The sequence below is a fragment of the Commensalibacter sp. W6292M3 genome (assembly GCF_016101315.1).
GTDB classification, from domain to species: domain Bacteria; phylum Pseudomonadota; class Alphaproteobacteria; order Acetobacterales; family Acetobacteraceae; genus Commensalibacter; species Commensalibacter melissae.
This window is the reverse complement of sequence record NZ_JACFQT010000001.1, coordinates 338,177-363,111: the sequence shown is the minus strand read 5'-3', so window position 1 is coordinate 363,111 and position 24,935 is coordinate 338,177. Positions and strand designations below refer to the sequence as shown.

Here is a 24,935-nt window from a genome sequence, read left to right as displayed (position 1 = left end):
TCATTCATGTCACCAAGGCATTTTATCGACTAGTCTCAACCTATGTTTAAACCTGATCCCATTTCCCTACCAATACAGAATACCTTACCAGAACTCCATGATCATCTACTTACCCATCAGAACTGTATTCTTGTAGCTTCACCAGGGTCAGGAAAAACAAGCCTTGTACCCTTGTCATTATTACAGGCTCCATGGCGAAACGGACATAGGATTATCATGCTGGAACCACGACGCATTGCCGCCCGAGCCGCAGCAAAACAGATGGCCTGTCTATATCATGAAACCATTGGCCAAACGATAGGTTACAGAACCCGCATGGAAAAAGTGGCCAGTTCAAAAACCCGTATAGAGGTTGTTACACATGGACTGTTCTTGAGACATCTTTTGAACAATCCATTTCTTGACCAAGTTGCCGCCATTATTTTTGACGAAATTCATGAACGTTCCCTTGAGTCTGACCTCTGTCTTGCCTTGTGTCGTGATCTTCAAAAAAACCTGAGACCGGATTTAAGGCTCATCGCAATGTCGGCTACACCATCCTTGTCTCAACTACAAAAAATATTAAACTGTCAGATTATTGAAAATAAATCAAGAATACATCCTGTAACAATACATCATCGACAAAGAGATATTCATGCAATAAAAGATTTGCCCAAAATAACCGCTGCGGAAATAGAGAATGTTTATTACAAAAATCAGGGTAATATACTGGTATTTTTACCAGGCGTTACCGAAATTCATCGCACAATGAATATACTTGCATTGCCAGATGCTGAAGTTCTTCCTCTGTATGGCGAATTACATTCCACAGAACAGGACAAGGCCTTGCGATCTGTCAGTGCCAAAGATAAAAGGCGGATAGTTTTGACCACTTCCATTGCTGAAACTTCCCTAACCGTTCCTGGCGTAAGGATTGTCATTGATGGAGGTTTTCGTCGTGCTCCTCAATTGGACGGAGACACTGGACTAACACGACTTTTAACACGAAGAATATCCAGGGCAGCAGCTAATCAAAGAGCTGGAAGGGCTGGACGTGAAGCTGAGGGAATTGTCTATCGTCTATGGACCCAAGCGATGGAACGAAGTTTTATCCCGCATGATTCTCCTGAAATATTATCAAGTGAATTAAGTGAATTCTTATTGATTTGCAAAACATGGACAGACCTTATGGGAACCTCAATAAAGGAATTGGTCTTTCCTGATTTTCCTTCCAATGGCCTTCTTGAGGCGGCCAGCAATTTACTGACTTTATTAGGTGCGTTAAATGAAAAAGGGCTCATCACTGATTTTGGTAAAAAAATTATTCAATTCGGTGCGCATCCACGTTTGGCGTCAATGATGTTAAGAGCAACCTCAAATGAAGAAAAGGCATTGGCGGCCGATCTGGCTGCATTACTGGAAGAGCGTGATCCTTTTCGTAAAAATCATGACCAATCCTGCGATATCCAAACTCGTCTGAACTGGCTACAAACCCTACCGCATAATCAACATGATAAGGAATTATGGCACCGTATCCACCATATAGGCCAGGAATATCGCAAAAGATTAAAAATACCACTCACCCAAAAATCTCTTGGAAATCCTGCCAAATTATTATGCGCCGCTTTTCCCGATCGATTGGCACAAAAACGTGATGAAATTGGATCATTCCGATTGGCAGGCGGTGGCAGTGCATATCTTTCTCAACAAGATATACTGGCAAAGGAAAAACTATTAATTGTTGCAAATATCCATACTCAGAAAAAAGCCAGAATCTGTCTGGCAGCACGCATGAATTCCGATATTCTTCCCGATTTTATCCTTAATCGGTCCCGTCAGGTAGAAAATATTTCTATTGACCCAACCAATGGAAAAGTCATTGCCCGAAAACAAGTAAAATTTGGGCGGCTTATTCTACAAGACAGAAACGATATAGCCACAGCCGAAAAGGCTTATCCGGTCTTGCTTGGTTATGTTAAAAACAATTTTTATAAGGCTTTGAACTGGAACGAGGCTACAAAACAATTACAGTCACGTGCTTCATGGGCAAGACAATATTTAACAGAAGAAAAAATTCCGGATTTAACTGATGACAAGCTTGAAGTGCATATTGAAAAATGGTTATCCCCCTGGATCACACAAATCAATAATTTGAAAGATCTAAAAAAAATAGACTTAAAAAATATTCTCGAAGCCTATCTTGGTTATGATATTTGCCAAAAACTAAATCGGTTATTTCCTGAATTTATTATATTGAATCATAATAAATTTTATATTGATTATACACAACCTGCACCCATTATTTCGGCACATGCACAAAAATTTTATGGTATAAAAGATACTCCTTCTATTGCAAAAGGACAAATTCGATTACAATGCTGCCTTCTGTCCCCAGCCAATAGACCTCAAGCAGTAACCAGTGATTTGAAAAATTTTTGGAAAGAGGGTTGGAAAGATATGAGAAAAGATATGAAGGGGCGTTATCCCAAACATCACTGGCCAGAAAATCCCATGAATGACGAATAATAGTTTATTTAATAACTTAAATTTTTTGAATAGATTAATAATGTTTGTACCAATTGAATATTCAAACCAGATAAAAAAAAAGCTAGGTCTCAATCTCAAGACTTATCTCATTATTGTTTTATTCAATTTTCCCGTCTATGCCCAGGATATAAATAAAAAAGATATCGAACCATCAAAAACAGTCATTCCATCCGACACATTTACGGCCTCCGCAACACCACTTGTAGAAAATGGGCCTCTGACCTTCTCCCCGCTAGTGAAAAAAGTTGTACCAGCCGTTGTTAACATTTCGGTTTCCCAAAATATATATACAAAACAATCCAGAAACATTCATATACCACCCTCCTTAAAGGGAACACCATTTGAAAAAGAATTCAGGCAACGTCAACATACCCGCAACCGTAGGGTTACAGAAGCTGGGTCTGGTTTTATCATTGATCCCCATGGGATCATAGTAACCAATACGCATGTAATCGGGACTTCCAACAACATAACAGTATATCTTGCGAATGGAAAACGTTTCACAGCAAAAGTTATCGGTAATGATTCTCTCACAGACATAGCAGTCATCAAAATTGATAGCGATCATCCCCTTCCCTATGTACAATGGGGTGACAGTCGCAAAGTGGAGGTTGGTGACTGGATTCTTGCTGCAGGAAACCCTTTTGGCCTTGGTTCTTCCGTCACTGCCGGAATTGTATCAGCTCGTGGTCGCGATATTGGTTCCAGCCCTTTTGACGATTTTTTTCAATTGGATGCTCCAATGAATCCGGGAAATTCTGGAGGACCATCCTTTAACCTTGCCGGACAAGTTGTCGCCTTGAATACCGCAATTGTTTCCCCTACCGGAAGTTCTGTTGGAATTGGTTTTGGTATCCCCTCTGAAATCGCCGCCCCCATTGTTACTCAACTATGTAAAACAGGATTTATTGACCGCGGATGGCTTGGTGTTACCCTTGAAGAGGATTCTGGACACAATGGAGTGAAAATCATTGATCTTGATCTGGATGGCCCGGCCTACAAGGCAAAAATCAAAATTAATGACCGCGTTGAATTAATTGACGATCAGCATGTAGACACAATTCGTACTTTTATTAAAACAGTGGCCATTGCACATCCTGGATCAAATTTACAACTGACAATAAGGCGCAACAAGAAAACTATCAAACTTGATGTTACGGTTGGTCATCGACCAAAAGATGATGTAGAATAACAAATTTTTTTTATCTCTTGCTAAAATAAAATTTTTTTATAGATTGATATCATGAATACGAATAATTTTATTACATTGGTGATCAATTTTATCTTAAGATAACAATTAAATGAATATTTTAATCCGTTTAACAAATATAATATTTAATCTTTACTAATTACAAATGGTTATAAATACTATTAATTGATCACTTGAAATTATTTAATCATAAAAAATCGTTATAATTTATGTTTTCCCCATAACTTTGATTGAGGAATTTTTTGATGCATCGTCGTTTCATACAAACCCCTGTATCTCAATTTTTATTGTTTTGCAATAATACTAAAATAAATTTTTCGTTAATTTGCATCTCTGTGATATTTACTTCACATTACACATATGCAAGCAATGCATCTAAATCCGATATAAACAATTCATCAATCAATAATATATCCGACAGTGTCAATGTATTGGATGAACAACGATATACGGGTTCCCTTCTTTCCCCTTCAGGTGCCATTACCAAGGCAGGTATCCTTGCTTTGGAACCGTATCTCCAATCTACAATCAGCCGTGGGGCCTATCAATCCGATGGCAGTGTCAAAAATAGCAAACACAGGACAGATTCAGCGGACAGTTTCCTTTTGATCAAATACGCCATTACCGATAATCTGACCATTCAGGCAACCCCACAGGTTAATTATGCCTGGAACGGTAAAACCACATCCAGCAGTGTACATATTTCTGACTTGCCTGTAGAATTTCAATATCGCTGGATTGACCAGGATAACGCACATTATCGACCCAGCTTCACGACTTTCCTGGGCATGAATTTTCCTACCGGCAATTTTGATCAGTTGAACCGTTCCCTTGATGCTTTTGGAAGTGGACAATATACCCTACGTTTTGGTCTTCATTCCCAAGCAGCCTATGAAATATTTCATCGCGCCATACGCTTCCGCTGGTGGGGTGTAGGTCGAAAACCTATTGGTCACCGAAATATCAAGGGGATAAGCAACTATGGTACAGATCAGGGTTTTGCAGGCACAGTCAGAGGTGGCTTATTTGGCAACGCCGGATTTTCATTTGAATTTGGAATAACCAAAGCATGGGTATTGGCCTTTGACTTTCAGTATGATTGGGCTCAGGGGACACATATTAAGGGAAATTATAATCACCAGCGTTATTTACGCCATATCACAGGTGCCTCTCATGATTTTCAAATCGCTCCTGGTATAGAATATAACTTTACACCGGCCGTTGGACTTATCGCTGGTGCGGCATTGACCGTTGACGGCCATAATACCAATGATTTCATTCAACCTCAATGTGCCGTGAACATCGTTTTTTAATCTGATAAAATTTAACTTTTCATCAATATTGCAACCGTAAGCGATTGAACTATATAGAATAAGCAACTATCTGATAACCTTATAATTTATAACAATTATAAGGTCATTCTATAGAAGCATTATGAATTATCCCTGACTAGGAGCCATTTTATGACTCAAATTTTCAGCAATTCCTGTATTCTATTTCGTATGCTTAAAAACAGAATTAAAATTAGTTATTTTTGTTTTGTTTTTTTCGGTTTACTCAACCCTTTTGTAAACGTATACGCTGTCCCGAACGACATTGCGCTTGAAGCTACACAAGAGGAAAACAAGGAAGATACAGGTTCCAAAATTTTACAGGAACAAAGATATACGGGTTCCTTGTTGGCACCATCCGGGGCATTGGTCAATGCCGGGACTTTTGTTATCGAACCGTATTTGCAAAACACAATAAGCCGTGGTGCCTATCAGGCAAATGGAAAAAACAAAAATTCCAAACATAGAACTGACAATACCCTGAATTATACATTAGTTAAATATGCAGCAACCGATCGCCTGTCAGTTCAGATTGTGCCCCAGATCCGCTATACCTGGAACGGTCACACAACAGCTAGTACAGTTCATTTCTCAGATTTACCTTTTGAGATTCAATATCGTTGGATTGATCAAGAAGATGCCCATTACCAACCTAGCCTAACTACTGTCCTTGGCATGATCTTTCCAACAGGCAATTATAACAATCTTGGTCGTCATTTGGACGGTGCAGGAACAGGCAATTATACGCTGAGATTTGGATTGCAGTCCCAAGCCGCATATCAGGTATTTGATAAAGCCATTCGAGTTCGTGTTTGGGGTATGGGCAGGGAACCTCTGAATTCCGTTAATCTCCGCAATATTAGCAGTTACGGCACTGATACTGGATTTCGTGGAAATGCAAGATCAAAACTTTTTGGCAATACAGGTTTTTCCCTGGAGTATGGTCTGGACAAAAAATGGTTAATGGCTTTTGACCTTGTTTATGATTGGGCAAAGGGCACTCGAATAAAAGGGAGTTACCTTGATAAACCCAATTCCTATCAACATAAAGTAAATGGTGCCTCCCATGACATTCAGGTTGCACCAGCAATCGAATACAACCCCTCCACCCGCATAGGTATTATTGTTGGAACGGCTTTAACCGTGGATGGGCATAATACAAATAATTTTGTTCAGCCTCAAATGGCGGTGAACTTTGTTTTCTAGTTCCATCAATTCAGAAATACCAAACGCGATAATCGTTGATCTTGTATAACAACAATCGCGTTTTGACGAAACTTTCTTGCCAATACGATCGCCTTTCTAGGATCCATGACAACCATAAATAATGGCTCTGAAAAATTTCTTAAAGTTCCTGTCCCTTTTCTGTAATCATAGCCTGACAAATACAAGGAAAGTTTTTGCATCATGCGCTTGTTCCATCCCTTGGCCTTTATTCTTCCTCCCGGATTACAGGCACTCATCATAACCAGTTTCTCACTTTTATAGCGTTTTGGTAAATTTAAAGGATAGTGCCCTATTCTGATTTTAACAGTTCCAGCCTGATATATACTTTTAATATAGTTAGATCTAATTTTATTTGTCGCAGGTAATATTCCAGTCATTATTATATCTTTTTATAAGATTGATCCTCACCAAATGTTGAATTTTTATGAACTTGTACAGATAATAAAAGACCAAATCCAAACATTACCGTCAGCAGGGCTGACCCTCCATAGGATACCATTGGTAACGGCACACCCCCCACGGGTATGGCACCCATAACCATTGAAAGATTAACTGCACAATAAAAAAAGAAATTCATCGTGATCCCCAATGCAAGCAAGCGACCAAACTGATTACGTGACCGCATGGCGATAACCATGCCACCCACAATAATTAATAGTAATAACCCTATAACACAGATTCCCCCCACAAAACCCCATTCCTCTGCAATCATCGTAAAGATGAAATCAGTTTGTTTTTCTGGTAAGAAATTCAATTGCCCCTGTGTACCATGCAAATATCCCTGTCCCCACATTCCACCAGATCCCAATGCTATTTTTGACTGGATGATATTATATCCCGCTCCTAATGGATCATTTTCAGGATGCATGAAAGTGGTAATCCTCGCTTTCTGATAATCATGCAAATGATTATAAACCAACTTTATGACAAACGGGATCGGTGTTAGTAACAAAAGAATCAAATACCAGCGCATACCTGCCGCAAAAAAAATAACAGCCCCTATACAACCTATAATAACCGCTGTGCCCAAGTTCGGTTCTTTTAATACAAGAACAACAGGTAATAATACAAGGATTGCAGGAATAATCAGGCGTAATGGATTTGCCATCTGCTTCCAGCTAATTTTGTAAAACCAGCTGGACAATAAAAGAACCAAGGCAATTTTCATTAATTCAGAAGGTTGCAAGGCAATACCGCCAATTATAATCCAGCGCTCTGCTCCTTTACCCACATGCCCCATATGCAATACTGCAACCAATAACATTACAGCCAGTCCATAAAGAGGCCAAGCCAGTTTTACCAATATTTGCGGAGGAGTTAACGCCAACCCTATCATGATTATAAAACCCACGCAAAATTTAACAAATTGTGAATGAGCATAAGGATGGGAAGATCCTCCCCCAGCGGAATATTGGGCAAAATAACCAACCATTGCAAGAAGGCAGATCAATCCAACAAACAGCCAGTTAACTCGCCAAAGCTTGCCCAGAATTCTAAAATTTGGTTCTGCTCTTAATAAACGTTTCTCAAAAACCATTATGTCTATACTTCATTCAACTTCAGATGGTTTTGAATCACCTGTTTCCGTTCTTGTATTTTTAGACTGATCTTTTTTCCAACTTTTTGCAGGATCACACTTTAATGTTGCAACCATCATCTCACGTGCCAAAGGCGCCGCAACAGAAGCCGCAGCATTACCATGTTCTACAATTAAAGAGATAGCATATTGTGGATCATCATAAGGTGCAAAACAAATAAACAGCGCATGAGGACGATATTTCCATGGCAAATTAGCAGAGTTGAAATGGCCACTTTCTCTCAATGCACGGGAAACACTCTTTACCTGTGCCGTACCCGTTTTTCCAGCCAGTAACATACCATGATAGTCCATTTTTGCTTTTGCACCCGAACCTTTGTTTTCATTGACAACAGCATACATTCCAAACCTGATCATTTTTAGAAAATCAGGCTTGATATCCAGTTTTTGCCAATAGTTTGGATCTGCTTGCGGAACCAAAATATTATTGCGCTTCCTAATAAGATGCGGATCAATTTTTTTACCCGTGGCAATTCTCGCCACATAAGTGGCAAGCTGCAATGGGGTTACATGAACAAATCCCTGTCCAATACCGCTGACGATTGTATCACCTACATTCCAGTGATGTCCTCGGGACTCACGCCATTTAGGAGTGGGAATTAACCCGGAACGCACATGAGTCAACTCAATCGGCAACTCCACTCCCAAACCGAGCTTATCACATGTGGCATGAATTGCTTCCATTCCCGTCCTGCGGGCAACCTCGTAAAAATATACATCACAAGAATATTTTAGGGCACCATGCAAATCAAGTGACCCATGTCCATATTTATTCCAGCAATGAAACCGGCTTCCCCCATAATCATAATAACCCGGGCAATGAATACGCGTATTTTCCGTAATCGTTGAAGCTTCAAGCGCAGCTAGGGCAACAGCAGGTTTAAAGGTTGAACCGGGAGGATAAGAACCTGCCACTGCCTTGTTTGTTAAGGGACTCCTTTCATCTTGAATCCAGGTCTTCCATTGTGCATGACTGACACCACTGTCAAATAAGGAAGGATCAAAAGATGGATTACTGACCATTGCCATCACTTCCCCATTCCGACAATCTAAAACAACTGCGCTGGCGGATTGGTCCGCGACGATTGAGGAAATTTCCTTTTGCAATTCAACATCAATGGTCAAGGCCACATCCTGGCCCTGGATACTATCAACATGGCCTAATTCTGTAATGATATGTCCCACGGAATCTACTTCAACCTGAACCTCACCGGCCTTTCCACATAGATCATTTTCCTGAGTCTGCTCGATCCCGGACCGACCCACTCGCATACCTGGCAAAGCCAAAATGGTATTCTGTGCAATGTCTTTATCATTTGGGGGCGCTACATAACCGACAATATGAGCCAACAAACCTTCCAATGGATAAAGTCTTTTAGTACCCACATCAATGACAATACCTGGTAGGGAAGGCGAATTCACCTCGATAATCGTCATTTCGTCACGAGACAGAAAATCTTTCAACATAATGGGTATAAAACGACGTTGATGATCCAAATTCCATTGTATACGGGCATAATCATGCTCATCCAAGGAAATTAAATCAGCAAACCATTCTATCACATCAGAAACATTGTCTGTTTCTTCAGGTATAAGCATGGCCCTCCAATTTATCTTGTTATTGGCAAGAATGGCCCCGAAACGATCAAGGATACGTCCACGAGGTGGAGACAATAACCTTTTGCTTATAAGGTTTTTCTTGGCCATTTTTATATATCGATCGCCATTTACAACCTGCAATTTATAAAGACGATTAGCCAATAAAGACAAGATCCCTGTTTGAGCCGCTAGAATCAAAATTGCCCGCCGCGTAAATACACGTCGCGAATTCGTATCTGACAATACATTTCTGATACGATAGGGTAATCTTTTCTTCATTTTACAAGTTGTTCTACACCTGTTCGGGATCAGCTATGGTACGATGGGCCCAGGTAAACATGATTGATAAGAGCGGATAAAATCCTATAGCAAAAACCATCTCAAATATAAAGTATGAAACTGAAACCAGCTTTAAACTTAACAAAGAAATCAACAGCCATTGTATAAAAAAAACACTCAATGCAATTATTGAGAAAATTAACCAGACTATTAAAAAATTATATCTTGCCAGACGAAAACGCTGCGTGATTGCCATTCCATAAACAATAAGTAAAATGAAAATCACAACACCAGGTGAGGAAAAGTTTAGGAGATCAATAAGAAACCCCAGAAAAAAAACACCAATTGCCGGCATGGAAGTTGGACGATAAATTGACCAAAAATAAACCGATGATATCACAATAGCCAATAAAAGCTCATTACGGCCAGGAATATTCAAGGGAACTGAAAAGATTAAAATTACAAACAGATTAAATCCCATAGGAACCATCCAACGAATGACAGCATCAATTTTTTGACACCTCGTTAAAGAAGGACGTATCCCTGGATGCCTTTTATGTGTTTTACTTTCAGATGATTTTTCTTTTTTAATCATTCCTAATCATGGCCTAGTAATTCAGGATTGGCGACGGGCCTGGTTTTCATCTTCTTTTTAGCTAGATTTACACGTCCCGGTGCATCAGGTGGAATGATATCATAATTTTTAAAATCAAAAATTCGAACAATTCTCAGACTTTCCAATGAAGTGTAAGGCACAACAACGGGATGTCCAGGTTCAAGATAATGTACGAAACCAACAGGGATTCCAGTCGGAAAAGCGTTTCCTTTATTGTCAGTCAAAACTTTCTCCCCTTCAGTTGGAGGTTTATCTTCTGGGTAAAAAATCAATTTGGGATAAAGACTGTTATCACCAGCCATAATCGCCTGTACATGTGAACTCATTAAATTAACAGGAATTCGACTGGCAAGATCATTGATTAAGAGTATCCTGGCAGAACGATCACCAATTTCTGTCACTCTACCTATCAAACCGAAACCACTCAAGGCAATTTCACCGGCGTGCACGCCATGCCCCGGTTGTAGCATCACCAAAACTGCCTTATGATAAATTCCGCTTCCATCTGCGGCAACATGTGCGGTAATATAGGATATTGTCGGATCGGGTATCCAATGCAATTGATTTTTCAATTCAACATTTTCCTCTGCCAATCCTATTGCAACATGATACCATCCTTTAAGTTGCGCATTTTCCTCTTCAAGTTTCTTTTTTTCCTGAGAAATATTTTTAACTGTATTAATATTCAGAAAAAAACCATGAACAATATCAAACGGTCTCTCCACCAAAACATAGGCAGGCAAAAGAAAATCAATAACTTTTAACCGTATATCTTCTATTAATTTGGGTTTTGCCTGACCAAGCAACATGATTAAACTCGCCATTACAAATAAGAATGGTAAGATTAATTTTGCCAACGCTTGCTTGATTTGAATGGATATAGGAATCATTATCGTAATATTTTTACGTTATTTTTCATTTTAAACCAGCTACTTAATATATAAGATGAGCAATATACCAAACTGTATATTGCTTATTAATATTAACGCTATTTTTTATATTTTCTCAATTATGTTGACGTAACAACTAATACATAGTTGTTAAAACATTCCTAAGCTTTTTCATTTCCTCCAATGCACGTCCTGTTCCCAAAGCCACACAGTCCAATGGATTTTCTGCAACAATAATAGGTAACCCTGTCGCCTGTCGCAAAACATCATCCAGTCGAAGCAATTGACTGCCCCCACCTGTCAACATAATCCCTTTATCAACAATATCAGCAGCCAGTTCTGGAGGGGTATTCTCTAAAGCAACGGATACTGCCTCGACAATTTGAGAAACCGGTTCAGCCAAACTATCGGCAATTTGCTCCTGGGAAACCAAAACTTCCCTTGGCACTCCATTCATCAAATCTCGACCTTTTACTTCACGCCAAGGACCGCCATCCTCCTTGGAGGAATCGGGAATAGCGGCTCCCAGTTCCATTTTCAATTTTTCCGCTGAACTCTCTCCAATTAAAAGATTATGATTACGACGTATATAGGCAATGATGGCATCATCCATTCGGTCACCACCAACTCGAACGGAACGCGCATAAACAATTCCCCCCAGGGAAATTACTGCAACCTCGGTCGTACCTCCTCCGATATCAACAATCATGCTGCCAGAGGGTTCCGTAACTGGCAAACCGGCCCCAATTGCAGCAGCCATAGGTTCTTCAATCAGCTGAACCCGTCGAGCACCTGCACTTTCTGCGCTTTCCTGGATAGCTCGCCTTTCAACGGCCGTTGATCCCGATGGAACACAAATTACGATTTGCGGGCTGGCAAACATACGACGATTATGCACTTTATGTATGAAATGCTTAATCATCTCCTCCGCAACTTCAAAATCCGCAATGACACCATCCCGCATTGGCCGTATAGCAGTTATATTACCAGGCGTTCTTCCCACCATATTTTTGGCCTCTTCCCCAACGGCCAAAACCTGCTTTTTCCCACGAACATCAGCAATGGCAACAACTGATGGTTCATTCAATACTATTCCACGACCTTTGACATAGACTAGTGTATTAGCCGTTCCAAGATCAATTGCCATGTCTGCAGACATAAAACCAAACAGACGAGAAAACATCCAAAACTCCCGACAACAAACTTATAATTCTAACAAAAATTTGTCTTAAATTTCTATCATCACAATTTGATAGAAATTACCAACCCCTACTTTTCACAGTATTTCCTTTCGACTTACTCATTTACAACCAATGGAGCAAGCGTTATCTGGCAAATGCTATATAGCCTTATATATTATTTTTACCTTAAAGTATCGTTCACTAAAAAAAAATGTAAAAAAATCATTTCCTACAATGTAATTACCTAATTTTGACTAATATTTTTCTCATTTAAATAAAAAATCATTTTAAAAATAAAAACGAATCGAAAATATAATTATTTAAACCCCCTTAGCATATTATTTATGTTTCACTGTTTATACGTTTTATTCTGACTTTTTTATGTCTTTTTAAAAATTTATTTTAATAATCAAAAATCAAATTTTCATAAAAATGACAAAAAACATGTTTTATATAAATAAATAACAAGGAGAATTTATAAATGTTTAGAGTTAGCAAACAAACTTTTTTGGGGTTTTCAATCGTTATATTATCTGTTTCTTTTTTAACTGCCTGTGATAATGGCTATAGTGCTGGTGGAAGGGCAGGAACTGGTGCACTTATTGGTGGTGGAACCGGAGCAGCCATCGGGGCCCTTGCAGGAGGGGGAAGAGGAGCCGCTATTGGAGCTTTATCTGGTGGAGCGTTAGGGGCGGGTGTTGGCGCTTTGACAACACCTAATCGTCCAGGACCCAATTATAATAATCAGTACTATCAAAACCAACAATATCGTCAGCAACCAGTTAATAATTACAATTCATCCCGTCGTTAATCAAAAACGGCGTCAAAACGCCGTTCCATTTTTAAGAAACGTTTTCTGGTTTCTGTCGCTGACGCTTTGTTAACAATTTATTTAAAGCATGGACATAGGCCTTAACAGCAGAAACCACGGTATCAACATCTGTTCCTTGACCATCAACTGTTTTGCCATTTTCTTCCAACCTTACAGTTGTTTTTGCCTGTGCATCCGTTCCCTGCGTAACAGCCCCGATCGAAAATAGGGATAATGTTGCTTCAGGATGAGGGAAAATTTTCCTAATCGCATTGAAAGCTGCGTCAACCGACCCGCTATTTCCCGTAAATTCGATTTTTTTATTTTGTTTGTCAACTTCAAGAGTCAATAAAACCTCAGAAGCTCTTATCCCACTTTTAATTGACATATCAATAAACCGGATAAATTCATGATCTCTGACTTCATCATCAACCAAAGCCGAAATATCATCATCGTAAACCGTCTTCTTTTGATCAGCCAACGTCTTGAATCGCTGAAACGCCTCGTTTAATTTCTCATCAGAAAATTCATCATATCCCAATGATTTTAATTTGTCCCTAAAAGCAGCTCGACCCGAATGTTTGCCCAAAACAAAAGAGGAACGGTTCCAGCCTACACTTTCAGGTGTCATGATCTCATAGGTTTCTGCATTTTTCAACATTCCATCTTGATGGATACCACTTTCATGTGCAAATGCGTTTCTACCTACAATTGCCTTATTCGGTTGCACATCAAACCCGGTAATCGTTGATAAAGTCCGCGAGGCATTTAATAATTTTTTTGAAATTATCCGGTTATCATAAGGAAATTCATCGTGACGTGTCCGTAAAATCATTGTTATTTCTTCCAGGGCAGCATTCCCGGCCCGTTCACCAATTCCATTGATCGTACACTCAACTTGCCTTGCTCCACCTTGCAGTGATGCGATAGTATTAGCCACCCCTAATCCCAAATCATTATGGTTATGACAAGAAAAAATGACCTGATCAGCACCTGGAACCCGTTCCAACAAATCTTTAAATATACGACGCATATCTTCAGGAGTTGAATAACCAACCGTATCAGGAATGTTAATTGTTGTCGCTCCATTTTTAATGGCCACTTCAACACAGCGACATAAAAAATCTGGGTCTGTGCGTGATCCATCCTCCGCTGACCATTGAACGTCATCTGTAAATTGTCTGGCCTTTTTATTTCCATCGGCAATAATTTCCAAAACGGTTTCAGGTTCCATACGCAATTTATATTTCATATGCAGTGGAGAAGTCGAAATGAAATTATGAATACGTTTACGCTTGGCCGGTTTTAAAGCTTCCCCCGCCTTTTCAATATCATTTTTACCACCTGAACGTGCCAAGCTACAAATAACTGAATCTTTGATTAGCTCAGCAATTCTGTAAACACTTTCAAAATCTCCTGTTGACGCAACGGGAAATCCTGCCTCGATTACATCAACTCCTAATTCAGTCAATATTCTAGCCATTCTCAGTTTTTCATCCAAATTCATTGAAAAACCAGGGGACTGTTCACCATCACGTAACGTTGTATCAAAAAAAATAACTCTATTTTTGTCAATTTTTCCAAATGATGGATGATTTATATTCATATCCGATGAACCTTCATAATCGTTTACAGGCATATTCTGGACGCAACTCACGCCCTCAGTTTGCCTATGAAAAAATAAATTTTTAAAGGAAATTAAAAAAAAACCCCTAAATAAGATAACCTATTTTACAAGGTTACCTTACCTAGGGGCTGCTAAGTTGAAAGATCAAACAAAACACAGATATCCGTTCTCTATTTTTAAAATAGAAAAAATTTTTTTCCATAAGAGAGAATACCATAAATTTCATGCTGATATGACATCACTTTTCCCCAAAAAAAGCAAGTCCTATTTTTTAGCCCGTTAAATGTGTTACACTTCCGCCAATTGTAAAATACCGATCAACAGCATTTTTCATGGACATGGCTATTAACTGTCTATATGAAGACTGACGTAAAGCGGCCTCATCTTTACGATTAGATATAAACCCCATTTCAACAAGAATTGATGGAATGTTTACCGATTTTAAAACCACAAAAGCGGCATGTCTTTTGGGATTAGGCAATAAACCAACACGGGAATTAAACGATAAGACAACATTTTGCGCCATTGCTGCTGATTCTTTTTTTGTTTCCATTTTAACCAGACTGGCCAATATCTTTTCCACCGCTGGAGAAGTTACATGAATATTGGGGCCACCATAACGATCAGCTTGATTTTCAACTGAAGCCAATGCAGCAGATTGTGCATCAGATGCATGATTGGATAAAGTATAGACACTTGCACCTCGCACAGATGAATTCCGCAAGGCATCCGCATGCATCGATATGAAAAGGTTCGCCCCTTTTTTCTGGGCAAAATCTACACGTCCATTCAAGGGAATAAAATGATCTGAGCTTCTTGTCAGATAAACTTGATATCGTCCGGAGCGTCTCAACTGATTGGCAAGTTCCACAGCCGTAGCGTATGCAACATGTTTTTCATAGGTTCCAGAATATCCTATGGCTCCAGGATCCTTTCCACCATGACCAGGATCCAGCACAATTAATGGTAAAGCAGGTCTGGCTTTGCCAATGATAGCTGGCGTCTTGGTTTTACCTTTGAATGTCCTCACCTTGGAAGTGGATTTAACTTGATTACGACCTTTTCCAATTGTTCCAATTCTTTTTTGCCTTTTTTGTTTCATGGCAAATGAAAAGGAAGGAAACAAAACTCCTATTGACATTAATAACGTATTTCGTCTGGAAAAATTTAAAGCCATTTCAATCTATATTACCTTATCAAAATGTATATTAATAATGTTAATTCATGTCTAAAAATCTGTATACCCGAAATAGGATTCAGTGTATAATTCGACATTATTGCAATAATTCTACATTTTTTTTGATCAAAAGCCATAAATCACGTTTTTAGCAACAAAAAACCTTTGCTTTCATAACGCGTTTTGAGATATTAAAATAATTGTAGGTCTTTATTTTTAATAACAAATCAATAACCTATAAAGTCCTATAAATTATTGTTTATTTTTGATAGCGAAAATATGTCCATTTAATATTTACGAAAATTTAATGAAAGCAATCTAGAATTTAAAATTATTTTAAATCTTATAACAATTCAGAAATAAACAAAAAATGATCGAAATTCCTAATTAAAAATGCTTCATGGTTACATTTCCCTTAAGACGATAATTAAAAACATGTTTCCAACAAAAAGCATTTCTTCAAAAAACTATGGATTGTGACTACAATCACCGGAGTATTAGTAAAACATGAATAAAAAAATGCTGATTGATGCCAGCTATAAAGAAGAAACACGCGTCGTGATCCTTGATGGCAATTACATCGAGGGATATGATATTGAAAATTCCGCAAAGAAACAAATAAAAGGTAATATCTACCTAGCCAAAGTAATCAGAATTGAACCCAGTCTACAGGCTGCTTTTGTTGATTATGGTGGAAATCGCCATGGTTTTTTAGCTTTTAATGAAATTCACCCTGATTATTATCAAATTCCCGTTGCAGACCGAAAAAAACTGCTGGAAATCCAAGAATTAAATAAAATGGAGGAAGAACCAAATCCGGATCAAGAATTGGATCCAGATCAGCCTTCCTATTATGAAGACATGGTTCATTCCCATAATAGCATAATCAAGAACTATAAAATTCAGGAAGTTATTCATAAAAGACAAATTATCCTCGTTCAAGTGGTAAAAGAAGAACGTGGAAATAAAGGCGCGGCATTAACAACCTATCTATCTTTGGCAGGACGCTATTGTGTTTTAATGCCAAATTCCTTACGGAATGGCGGAATTTCTAGAAAAATCACTTCACCATCTGAAAGAAAACGGTTGAAGGATATTATCACTGAACTGAATATCCCATCACATATGGGAATGATTATCCGTACTGCAGGAGCCCAATGCCCAAAAGCAGATACCCTAAAAGATGGGGAATATCTGCTTCACTTATGGGATGAAATACGCAATCTAACCATGAAGTCGATTGCGCCAGCTCTTATTTATGAAGATTCCAACTTATTGAAATTGACATTACGTGATAATTATACACAAGATATTAATGAGATTTTGATAGATGGCGAGGATGCTTGGTCCCAAGCGAGAGATTATATGCGTGCATTGATGCCGCAAAATGTACATAAGCTTCATCTGTGGAGAGATCAAAAACAATCTCTTTTTTCTTATTATAAGGTTGAAAATTTGATTGATCAAATGCTTTCCCCGATTGTCCAACTAAAATCAGGGGGATATTTAGTCATTAATCAAACAGAGGCTTTGGTTGCTATTGATGTAAATTCAGGCCGTTCAATCAAGGAAAAAGATCTTGAAGAAACTGCATTGAGAACCAATCAGGAAGCCGCCAACGAAATTGCACGCCAGTTAAGGTTGAGAGATCTGGCTGGATTAATCGTTATCGATTTCATTGATATGGAAAACAAGAAGCATAATTATATTGTTGAACGTCGTTTGAAATCTCTACTTCACAAAGACCGTGCACGAATTCAGATCGGTTCCATCTCCTCCTTTGGCTTACTGGAAATGACCCGTCAAAGGTTACGTCCCTCTATTGCTGAATTTGCCTTCACTCCATGTTCCGCTTGTAATGGAACAGGTATTATTCGAAGTGACGCCAATATTTCTTTACAAATCATCAGACAGATTGATGAAGAAGCTCGTAAAATCAAACCGGGAATTTTAACCGTTTCCATTTCATCCGGTGAAATTGCCTTGAATATTCTTAACCAAAAACGGAGATGGCTGGCGGATATTGAAAGGAAATATAAAATCAAGATTGAATTTGCAATTGATTCAACCCTGTCCTCTCATAATGTCCGTTTTTCAAGCAAAACAGATTCCTCACTTGATATGGAACCTGATGATGAAATGCTTCAATCTACACCAAATGTAGTTCAGGAGAATCTTTTTGTCAGAGAAATACCAATCCAATCCTATCTTGAATATCAGACAAATTCAAAAACAGATTATAGACAAGATGAGATAGAGGATAAAGTTATTGATCTAAAACCTGAATCAAAAGCATTACGTCAAAATTCTGTCTCCATAGAGCTTAAACAAGACGATACAAATCTCGATTCTTATTCGGAACAATATAAGGAAAACAAAAAAACATACAGTAATTCCAGGGATAAAAGACAATCCCATCATTCCCGTCGTAACCGTTATAAAAGAGGACAAGGTAAGGCTCAAAAAAATAATGACTTTACTCCCATTCTTGAGGCTGAACCTATACCAGAACCTGTCATCAATGAAAAACCTGAAGAAATAACTGTGACTCCAACCTTTGTTTCAATTGAAATTGATGCCGACAAAAGCCAGAATCAGCATGAAGAAACTGAATCTTTGATAAATCAAGTTATTGATAATTCTGACGCTGTAAATAAAGAGGATGAAACTTCAGATAATCTGGAAATAAAAGAGGAAAAACCCGCTCCAAAACGTCGACGGGCTACTAAAACCACCAAATCCACAGGCACCACCAAAACGACACGTAAAAGAGCATCAAGCAAAAAAGAGTCAAAAGAAAACGAAACCGAGGAAAAATCGGATAATTCGGATAATAAAGAGGAAAAGGAAACGAAGATCAAAAAAACTACCAGAGCACGTAAAACAACTACAGCCAAAAAAACAACGGTTCGAAAACCCAAAAAAACCAAGGAAGCTGATGAAAATAACGAACACCCCTTAATTCAGCCCATTGTCATAGATGACACACCGACCAAAACGCCACGTTCCGGCTGGTGGAAACGGTAATTTTCGTTTTTTATAAAGGCTTAAAAGAATTACTTTTAAGCCTTTATTATTATGCCAAAACAAAAATTCATTCAAACTTTTTGTAAATGTATATATAATATACATATTCGAAACAATAAAAGTTATCAACATATTATGCAACTTTCCCGATATACAGATTATGCGTTAAGAACCCTGATCTATTTACATGTTCATCATGATCGGCTTTGTTCTATCCATGAAATTGCGACTTGTTATTCGATTTCACAAAATCATCTAATGAAAATTGTCCATAGATTGGGTAAACAAGGGTTTATCAAAACATTGCGTGGAAGAAATGGAGGATTAACTTTAAACAAAGATGCTGGCAGTATCAAACTTGGGGACATTATTCGCAACACAGAGGAAGATGAAACCTATGTCAAATGCGATCAATGCCTTATTCAATGCACTTGCAACCTACCTGCATTTTTAATCGAGGCAATGAATAATTTTTATAAAACACTCAATCAATATTCTTTAAACGATCTTTTTAAAAATCCAAAACAACTTGAAGCAATTTTGAAATATATTGAACTAGTCTGAAAACCTAAAGCTCAAAATACTCACTTTTTTTATCATATTAATCAACAGAATTATATGATGTCCTTTTATAATTTTTTAAAAACGTGTAAAGCAATTGATTAATCACTTTATAATCAAAAAATTAATTATTTTAATTTAAACAGGATATATCAATGCATCGCTACCGCACTCATAATTGTGCCGCTCTAAGATCCCAGGATGTTGGATCAACTGTCAAGCTTTCTGGATGGATTCATAGTAAAAGAGATCATGGGGGTTTACTTTTTATCGATTTGCGCGACCATTTTGGTATTACCCAGATTGTTATTCCCGCCAATTCACCTTTGCTGAACACTGCGGAAAGGTTGAGAGTGGAAAGCGTTATTTGCATTACAGGTAAGGTTGTCGCTCGTGAAGGAGAAACCGTTAATCCAAAACTGCCAACAGGACAAATTGAAATTCAGGCTGAAAATCTTGAAATTATTTCCGAAGCTACGGTATTGCCTTTTCAAGTGACTGGCAACGAAAACTATCCGGAAGATTTACGTTTAAAATATCGTTATATCGATCTGCGTCGAGAACGGGTTCATCGCAATCTGATGTTAAGGTCAAACATTATTGCAAGCCTTCGCCATAGAATGATTGAACAGGGTTTCACTGAATTTCAAACTCCTATCCTGACAGCTTCTTCACCTGAAGGTGCCAGGGATTTTCTGGTTCCTGCCCGTCTACATCCTGGAAAATTTTATGCATTGCCACAGGCACCGCAACAATTCAAACAGCTTGCAATGGTGGCTGGTTTTGACCGCTATTTCCAAATAGCCCCCTGTTTCCGTGACGAGGCTGCACGTGCGGATCGTTCTCCGGGAGAATTTTATCAACTTGATTTTGAAATGTCTTTTGTCACTCAAGAAGATGTTTTTGAAACGCTGGAACCTGTTATGGAGGGCATTTTCAAGGAATTTGCACCTACACATACTTTAAGTTCAGCACCCTTTGAACGTATTCCCTATAAACAAGCCATGAAAGAATATGGCAGTGATAAACCAGATTTAAGAAACCCCTTAAAACTTGTTGATGTTTCCGAAGCGTTCAAAAATTCTAGTTTTGGTCTCTTTGCAAAAATTGTTGAGGCAGGAGGAGAAGTTCGTGCTGTTCCCGCTCCTGGTGCAGGATCATTTCCCCGCTCTTTTTTCGATAAGTTGAATAAATGGGCCAGAGAAGAAAAAGCGGGTGGTTTGGGATACATCATCTTTGAAGACAATGGGGCAAAAGGACCAATTGCCAAAAATTTGGATGAAGAACGTTGTGAAATGATCCGCCAGGCCTGTCATTTAAAAAGTGGCGATGCTGTTTTCTTTGTAGCTGGACAAGGCCCTGATATGGTTAAATTTTCCGGTTCTGTTCGAACAAAAATTGCAACAGAACTTGATCTAATCGAGAAAAACGCCTTCCGTTTCTGTTGGATTGTTGATTTCCCTATGTATGAAATCAATGAAGAAACCGGATTGATTGATTTCTCTCACAATCCCTTCTCCATGCCTCAGGGTGGACTTGAAGCACTGATAAACAAGAATCCTTTGGAAATTAATGCATATCAATATGATATCGTCTGCAATGGTATTGAACTTTCTTCAGGTGCAATTCGAAATCATCGACCTGACATCATGATCAAAGCCTTTGAAATTGCCGGATATCCAGAGGAAGAAGTCGAAAAGCGTTTTGGTGGTATGCTAAATGCATTCCGTTATGGAGCTCCGCCTCATGGAGGTGCCGCACCTGGTATTGATCGCATGGTCATGCTTCTGATGGATGAACCCAATATTCGTGAGGTCATTCTATTCCCATTAAATCAACAAGGTGATGATTTAATGATGGAAGCGCCTGCCCCGATTTCTGCAGAACGATTAAAAGAATTGTCCTTGGCAATCAGTTTACCAAAAGTGGCAGTAAAAAAATCTAATGAAACTGTTGAAACAGATAAAAAATAAATGATAATTTCAGCCACTCCAATATATTTTATAGAGTGGCTAGAAACAATTAAATTGTTGAAAATCTCGAAATGATACTTTATTGAAAAATTTCAGACGTTCTAAATTTAGGTATCAATAATGAAATTTATCTATAACAAAATTACATAAGTAACATTATCGTGATTAATTCTTTATAATACTCAACCTTTAAAAACTCAAATCGCGAAATATAATAACAATTATCTATCTTTAAAGATAATTAAAATTCCTTTATACCTCCTATTTCAGGATTAAATATTACATAACTTTTATTATTACAAAATCAATCTACAAATTTTAATATGGGAAAATGGCATTGCAAGAAAAAAAATCTCAAGAAAAAACAGCCCTTTCATATTCCGATGGGCAATTAGCACACACCCTCCAACGCCGCCATATTATCATGATCTCTATCGGTGGTATTATTGGGGCCGGTCTTTTTGTAGGTGCCTCTGCCTCAATTAAGCAAACGGGACCTGCTGTTCTTTTGTCCTATGTCATTACTGGATTTCTCATTTTTTTTGTTATGCGAATGCTTGGCGAATTGGTTATTGAAAAACCAGAGGCAGGTTCCTTTCTCAATCATATCCGCCGTGGACTTGGCGATCATGTTACATTTATATTGGGATGGGGGTATTGGCTTTTCTGGATTTCTGCCATTGCTGCCGAGGCCATAGCCGGTGGAATTATTTTACTACATTACATGCATATTCCCGAACAATACACATTTCTGGCAACCATGGTTCTGGGACCTTTATTGGTTATTATCATGATGATAACCAATCTATTTTCTGTCAAAGGATATGGTGAATTTGAATTCTGGTTTGCCCTGCTTAAAATCCTAGCCATTACGGCCTTTATTATTCTTGGCGGTATAGCAATAAGCCATTTGGGTGGATATTACACAACAAAAATTAATAATATATGGCATTTCCAAAGCTTTTTTCCAAAAGGCATTCTTGCCGTTTTCACAATCATTCCAACCATTCTATTTACAGTTACTGGATCGGAAGTGGCTACCATAGCGGCAGCTGAATCCGATAAACCTGCGGAGAATGTCGCTTATGCCAGTAAAACAATTATTTTCCGAGTTATCACCTTTTACGTTATTTCAATTGGAATTATTGTCTCTATCCTGCCCTGGAATTATGTAATCCCGGGGATATCACCTTTTCTAATGGTTTTGCAAAAGCTTGAAATTCCATATGCCTCGGATATTATGGCAATGACCATCCTGATTGCTATTCTCTCTTGCTTAAACTCATCTATTTACGCAACCTCCCGTACACTCTTTGAACTGGCAGAATTTAATGATGCACCCAGATGGTTAATTCATACCAATAAAAATGGCGTTCCCAAAAGAGCAATTATTACCGCCTCCATCATCGGTATAATAATTTCGATTTTCTCGGTAATTTCGCCAAAAGTTTTTTTCACTTATATTTTAAGCTGCGCTGGATCCATTATCCTGTTTGTCTATATTGCAATCGGTTTATCTGAAATCATAATTCGCTCAAAATTGGAACGAACCAAACAGAAACTAACATTTAAGATGTGGTTTTTCCCTTATCTATCCTGGTTTACAATCATGTCGTTTGCCATGGTGATTCTTGCCATGTTTTTTAATCATGACAGTCGAAATCAAATTACACTCAGCTGCCTTACCTTAATTTTGATAAGTATCTGTCGAATCATTATGTGTCGATACAATAAAATCAAATCTGTGGTTTAAAATTCATCAATTTGCTCATATTTATAATTCTGATAATGTTTTTTAATTTATAGTTACAGGGTTTGATATGGGTGAAATTATTTTAGATCTCAAAGAGTTGCGATGCCCCTTACCTATTTTGAAGGCTAATCGGGTTTTACAAACTCTTGAACCTGGGGATTGTTTACGTGTCTTGGCGACAGATCGTCATACAATCAAGGATTTTCATGAATTCTGTCGTAAAACTGGTCATTCACTGATTGCTTTTTCAGAACAGGGAAATAATTTATCTTTTCTGATTAAAAAAAGTAAAATTGCACAAAACAATTTTTAAATCTATAAATTGGTTTCTTTTTTCAAAAGAGGTATAAAGAAATAATATTTATCAGATATAAACTTGTTGGAAGCTCAACATGACAGATGATCTCTCTTCCCTTTCATTTGAGGATGCATTGAATGAATTGGAAAAAATCGTTCATAATTTGGAAACTGGACAACAAAAACTTGAAGAAGCCATCGTATCTTATGAACGCGGTGCCTTACTTCGACGTTATTGTGAAAAAAAATTGAATGAAGCCGAGGCTCGGGTAAAAATGATTGTCGAAAAAGATAACCAAAGCCTTGATACTGAAACTATTGAAAAAATTTAGGGTTAATTACCATGACTTCTGTTGAAGCACAAAATCAGTCTCTTAATCAATCGCTTTCATCACGTGCCCAAAGCCTTGAAACAACACTTGATAAATTCCTTCCCAGAATGAAGGGGGGCGAGGCAAATCTGATTGAGGCAATGCGCTACGCTGTACTTGGGGGAGGAAAAAGATTAAGGGGTTATCTTGTTACAGAAGTCGCTTCTCTCTTCAATATCCCAATGAAAAGCGCGCTTTATGTGGGCGCTTCTGTTGAAATGCTTCATGCCTATTCATTAATTCATGATGATTTACCGGCAATGGATGATGATGATCTGCGTCGGGGAAAACCCTCCACCCATATAAAATTCGGTGAGGCGATTGCCATTCTTGCCGGTGATGCTTTACAAACCAAAGCCTTCGAAATTTTAACGTGGGAAGATGTAAGCGAAAACCCGGATATTCGTATTGAACTGCTTAAGTCCCTTGCTGAAGCAAGTGGATCCAATGGTATGGTCGGTGGACAAGTTATTGATATGGAAGGTGAAAATCGTCATCTGACCCTTCCAGAGGTAATCAACTTGCATGCCATGAAAACAGGCCGCCTAATTTGTTATTCCGCTGAAGCTGGAGCCATTTTAGGCCAAGCAAATGCCGACTTGCGCAATCATATCATCAGCTATGGTCGAGATTTGGGAACAGCTTTCCAGATCGCTGATGACATTCTTGATGCCACGGCAAGTGCAGAGGAACTTGGTAAAACAGCCGGTAAGGATAATGCCTCGGGAAAATCAACATTCGTTTCTTTGCTTGGAATTGGAGATGCAAAAAAGGAAGCAAACAGACTTATCGGTAAAGCTATCCGTCATTTAGAACCTTTCGGATCCGCCGCCGATAATTTACGCGCTTTGGCAAATTATGTAATTACCAGAAGAAATTGAT

General features: G+C 38.4%; 20 protein-coding genes. 12 read left to right on the top strand and 8 right to left on the bottom strand.

Going from position 1 to position 24,935, the window contains the following annotated elements:
• The first annotated feature begins 42 nt into the window (after positions 1-42).
• The 4 genes from hrpB to H3T57_RS01635 all read left to right on the top strand — a co-directional run bounded on the left by hrpB (position 43) and on the right by H3T57_RS01635 (position 6,273).
• On the top strand, positions 43-2,505 hold the full coding sequence (hrpB, locus tag H3T57_RS01650; protein ID WP_198192803.1) for an ATP-dependent helicase HrpB: 2,463 nt from the start codon (positions 43-45) through the stop codon (positions 2,503-2,505).
• Positions 2,506-2,545: 40 nt separating this feature from the next.
• Positions 2,546-3,718 carry a S1C family serine protease gene (locus tag H3T57_RS01645; RefSeq protein ID WP_155568306.1) on the top strand — a complete coding sequence of 391 codons (1,173 nt, stop codon included), beginning with the start codon at positions 2,546-2,548 and terminating at the stop codon, positions 3,716-3,718.
• A 263-nt stretch (positions 3,719-3,981) separates the two neighbouring features.
• The gene (locus H3T57_RS01640; protein ID WP_110438291.1) at positions 3,982-5,049 is read left to right on the top strand and encodes a hypothetical protein; all 1,068 of its coding nucleotides are present in this window, start codon (positions 3,982-3,984) and stop codon (positions 5,047-5,049) included.
• Between the two features lie 150 nt (positions 5,050-5,199).
• Complete coding sequence (locus H3T57_RS01635; RefSeq protein ID WP_198192801.1) at positions 5,200-6,273, top strand: hypothetical protein; 1,074 nt, start codon at positions 5,200-5,202, stop codon at positions 6,271-6,273.
• A gap of 5 nt (positions 6,274-6,278) precedes the next feature.
• Here the strand turns inward: H3T57_RS01635 and H3T57_RS01630 are convergent, their stop codons facing one another.
• The 6 genes from H3T57_RS01630 to H3T57_RS01605 all read right to left on the bottom strand — a co-directional run bounded on the left by H3T57_RS01630 (position 6,279) and on the right by H3T57_RS01605 (position 12,458).
• On the bottom strand, positions 6,279-6,671 hold the full coding sequence (locus H3T57_RS01630) for a DUF3293 domain-containing protein (protein ID WP_110438292.1): 393 nt from the start codon (positions 6,669-6,671) through the stop codon (positions 6,279-6,281).
• Between the two features lie 2 nt (positions 6,672-6,673).
• Positions 6,674-7,831 carry a rod shape-determining protein RodA gene (gene rodA / locus H3T57_RS01625; protein WP_110438293.1) on the bottom strand — a complete coding sequence of 386 codons (1,158 nt, stop codon included), beginning with the start codon at positions 7,829-7,831 and terminating at the stop codon, positions 6,674-6,676.
• Between the two features lie 12 nt (positions 7,832-7,843).
• On the bottom strand, positions 7,844-9,769 hold the full coding sequence (gene mrdA / locus H3T57_RS01620; protein ID WP_198192799.1) for a penicillin-binding protein 2: 1,926 nt from the start codon (positions 9,767-9,769) through the stop codon (positions 7,844-7,846).
• A 13-nt stretch (positions 9,770-9,782) separates the two neighbouring features.
• The gene (locus tag H3T57_RS01615; RefSeq protein ID WP_230873081.1) at positions 9,783-10,364 is read right to left on the bottom strand and encodes a hypothetical protein; all 582 of its coding nucleotides are present in this window, start codon (positions 10,362-10,364) and stop codon (positions 9,783-9,785) included.
• Between the two features lie 2 nt (positions 10,365-10,366).
• Positions 10,367-11,275, bottom strand: a complete 909-nt coding sequence (gene mreC / locus H3T57_RS01610; RefSeq protein WP_155568308.1) for a rod shape-determining protein MreC — start codon at positions 11,273-11,275, stop codon at positions 10,367-10,369.
• Between the two features lie 136 nt (positions 11,276-11,411).
• On the bottom strand, positions 11,412-12,458 hold the full coding sequence (locus tag H3T57_RS01605) for a rod shape-determining protein (RefSeq protein WP_110438296.1): 1,047 nt from the start codon (positions 12,456-12,458) through the stop codon (positions 11,412-11,414).
• 479 nt (positions 12,459-12,937) lie between these two features.
• On the opposite strand from H3T57_RS01605, the gene H3T57_RS01600 reads away from it, so the two are divergent.
• Positions 12,938-13,267 (top strand): hypothetical protein, encoded by a 330-nt coding sequence (locus H3T57_RS01600; RefSeq protein WP_198192796.1) that lies wholly within the window; start codon positions 12,938-12,940, stop codon positions 13,265-13,267.
• 31 nt (positions 13,268-13,298) lie between these two features.
• Here H3T57_RS01600 and H3T57_RS01595 read toward each other — a convergent pair whose 3' ends face one another.
• Both H3T57_RS01595 and H3T57_RS01590 read right to left on the bottom strand, forming a co-directional pair.
• Positions 13,299-14,873 carry a 2-isopropylmalate synthase gene (locus H3T57_RS01595; protein ID WP_155568309.1) on the bottom strand — a complete coding sequence of 525 codons (1,575 nt, stop codon included), beginning with the start codon at positions 14,871-14,873 and terminating at the stop codon, positions 13,299-13,301.
• A 292-nt stretch (positions 14,874-15,165) separates the two neighbouring features.
• The gene (locus tag H3T57_RS01590; RefSeq protein WP_198192794.1) at positions 15,166-16,071 is read right to left on the bottom strand and encodes an N-acetylmuramoyl-L-alanine amidase; all 906 of its coding nucleotides are present in this window, start codon (positions 16,069-16,071) and stop codon (positions 15,166-15,168) included.
• A gap of 507 nt (positions 16,072-16,578) precedes the next feature.
• Between H3T57_RS01590 and H3T57_RS01585 the strand changes: the two genes are divergently transcribed.
• The 7 genes from H3T57_RS01585 (at position 16,579) to H3T57_RS01555 (ending at position 24,934) form a co-directional block, all read left to right on the top strand.
• A complete protein-coding gene (locus H3T57_RS01585; RefSeq protein WP_232349705.1) occupies positions 16,579-19,098 on the top strand; it encodes a ribonuclease E/G in 2,520 nt (839 codons plus the stop codon).
• 135 nt (positions 19,099-19,233) lie between these two features.
• Positions 19,234-19,662: an Rrf2 family transcriptional regulator gene (locus H3T57_RS01580; protein ID WP_110438610.1), complete on the top strand. Its 429-nt coding sequence runs from the start codon at positions 19,234-19,236 to the stop codon at positions 19,660-19,662.
• A 152-nt stretch (positions 19,663-19,814) separates the two neighbouring features.
• Positions 19,815-21,632, top strand: a complete 1,818-nt coding sequence (gene aspS / locus H3T57_RS01575; RefSeq protein WP_198192792.1) for an aspartate--tRNA ligase — start codon at positions 19,815-19,817, stop codon at positions 21,630-21,632.
• 331 nt (positions 21,633-21,963) lie between these two features.
• Positions 21,964-23,385: an amino acid permease gene (locus tag H3T57_RS01570; RefSeq protein ID WP_198192790.1), complete on the top strand. Its 1,422-nt coding sequence runs from the start codon at positions 21,964-21,966 to the stop codon at positions 23,383-23,385.
• Positions 23,386-23,452: 67 nt separating this feature from the next.
• A complete protein-coding gene (locus H3T57_RS01565; protein ID WP_198192789.1) occupies positions 23,453-23,698 on the top strand; it encodes a sulfurtransferase TusA family protein in 246 nt (81 codons plus the stop codon).
• Between the two features lie 79 nt (positions 23,699-23,777).
• Positions 23,778-24,014 carry an exodeoxyribonuclease VII small subunit gene (locus H3T57_RS01560; protein WP_198192788.1) on the top strand — a complete coding sequence of 79 codons (237 nt, stop codon included), beginning with the start codon at positions 23,778-23,780 and terminating at the stop codon, positions 24,012-24,014.
• An 11-nt stretch (positions 24,015-24,025) separates the two neighbouring features.
• Positions 24,026-24,934 (top strand): polyprenyl synthetase family protein, encoded by a 909-nt coding sequence (locus H3T57_RS01555; protein WP_198192787.1) that lies wholly within the window; start codon positions 24,026-24,028, stop codon positions 24,932-24,934.
• Position 24,935: the final 1 nt, after the last annotated feature.

Coding starts and splice junctions, on each gene's coding strand:
- hrpB (WP_198192803.1), top strand. CDS start 43: ATGTTTAAACCTGATCCCATTTCCCTACCAATACAGAATACCTTACCA.
- H3T57_RS01645 (WP_155568306.1), top strand. CDS start 2,546: ATGTTTGTACCAATTGAATATTCAAACCAGATAAAAAAAAAGCTAGGT.
- H3T57_RS01640 (WP_110438291.1), top strand. CDS start 3,982: ATGCATCGTCGTTTCATACAAACCCCTGTATCTCAATTTTTATTGTTT.
- H3T57_RS01635 (WP_198192801.1), top strand. CDS start 5,200: ATGACTCAAATTTTCAGCAATTCCTGTATTCTATTTCGTATGCTTAAA.
- H3T57_RS01630 (WP_110438292.1), bottom strand. CDS start 6,671: ATGACTGGAATATTACCTGCGACAAATAAAATTAGATCTAACTATATT.
- rodA (WP_110438293.1), bottom strand. CDS start 7,831: ATGGTTTTTGAGAAACGTTTATTAAGAGCAGAACCAAATTTTAGAATT.
- mrdA (WP_198192799.1), bottom strand. CDS start 9,769: ATGAAGAAAAGATTACCCTATCGTATCAGAAATGTATTGTCAGATACG.
- H3T57_RS01615 (WP_230873081.1), bottom strand. CDS start 10,364: ATGATTAAAAAAGAAAAATCATCTGAAAGTAAAACACATAAAAGGCAT.
- mreC (WP_155568308.1), bottom strand. CDS start 11,275: ATGATTCCTATATCCATTCAAATCAAGCAAGCGTTGGCAAAATTAATC.
- H3T57_RS01605 (WP_110438296.1), bottom strand. CDS start 12,458: ATGTTTTCTCGTCTGTTTGGTTTTATGTCTGCAGACATGGCAATTGAT.
- H3T57_RS01600 (WP_198192796.1), top strand. CDS start 12,938: ATGTTTAGAGTTAGCAAACAAACTTTTTTGGGGTTTTCAATCGTTATA.
- H3T57_RS01595 (WP_155568309.1), bottom strand. CDS start 14,873: ATGAATATAAATCATCCATCATTTGGAAAAATTGACAAAAATAGAGTT.
- H3T57_RS01590 (WP_198192794.1), bottom strand. CDS start 16,071: ATGGCTTTAAATTTTTCCAGACGAAATACGTTATTAATGTCAATAGGA.
- H3T57_RS01585 (WP_232349705.1), top strand. CDS start 16,579: ATGAATAAAAAAATGCTGATTGATGCCAGCTATAAAGAAGAAACACGC.
- H3T57_RS01580 (WP_110438610.1), top strand. CDS start 19,234: ATGCAACTTTCCCGATATACAGATTATGCGTTAAGAACCCTGATCTAT.
- aspS (WP_198192792.1), top strand. CDS start 19,815: ATGCATCGCTACCGCACTCATAATTGTGCCGCTCTAAGATCCCAGGAT.
- H3T57_RS01570 (WP_198192790.1), top strand. CDS start 21,964: ATGGCATTGCAAGAAAAAAAATCTCAAGAAAAAACAGCCCTTTCATAT.
- H3T57_RS01565 (WP_198192789.1), top strand. CDS start 23,453: ATGGGTGAAATTATTTTAGATCTCAAAGAGTTGCGATGCCCCTTACCT.
- H3T57_RS01560 (WP_198192788.1), top strand. CDS start 23,778: ATGACAGATGATCTCTCTTCCCTTTCATTTGAGGATGCATTGAATGAA.
- H3T57_RS01555 (WP_198192787.1), top strand. CDS start 24,026: ATGACTTCTGTTGAAGCACAAAATCAGTCTCTTAATCAATCGCTTTCA.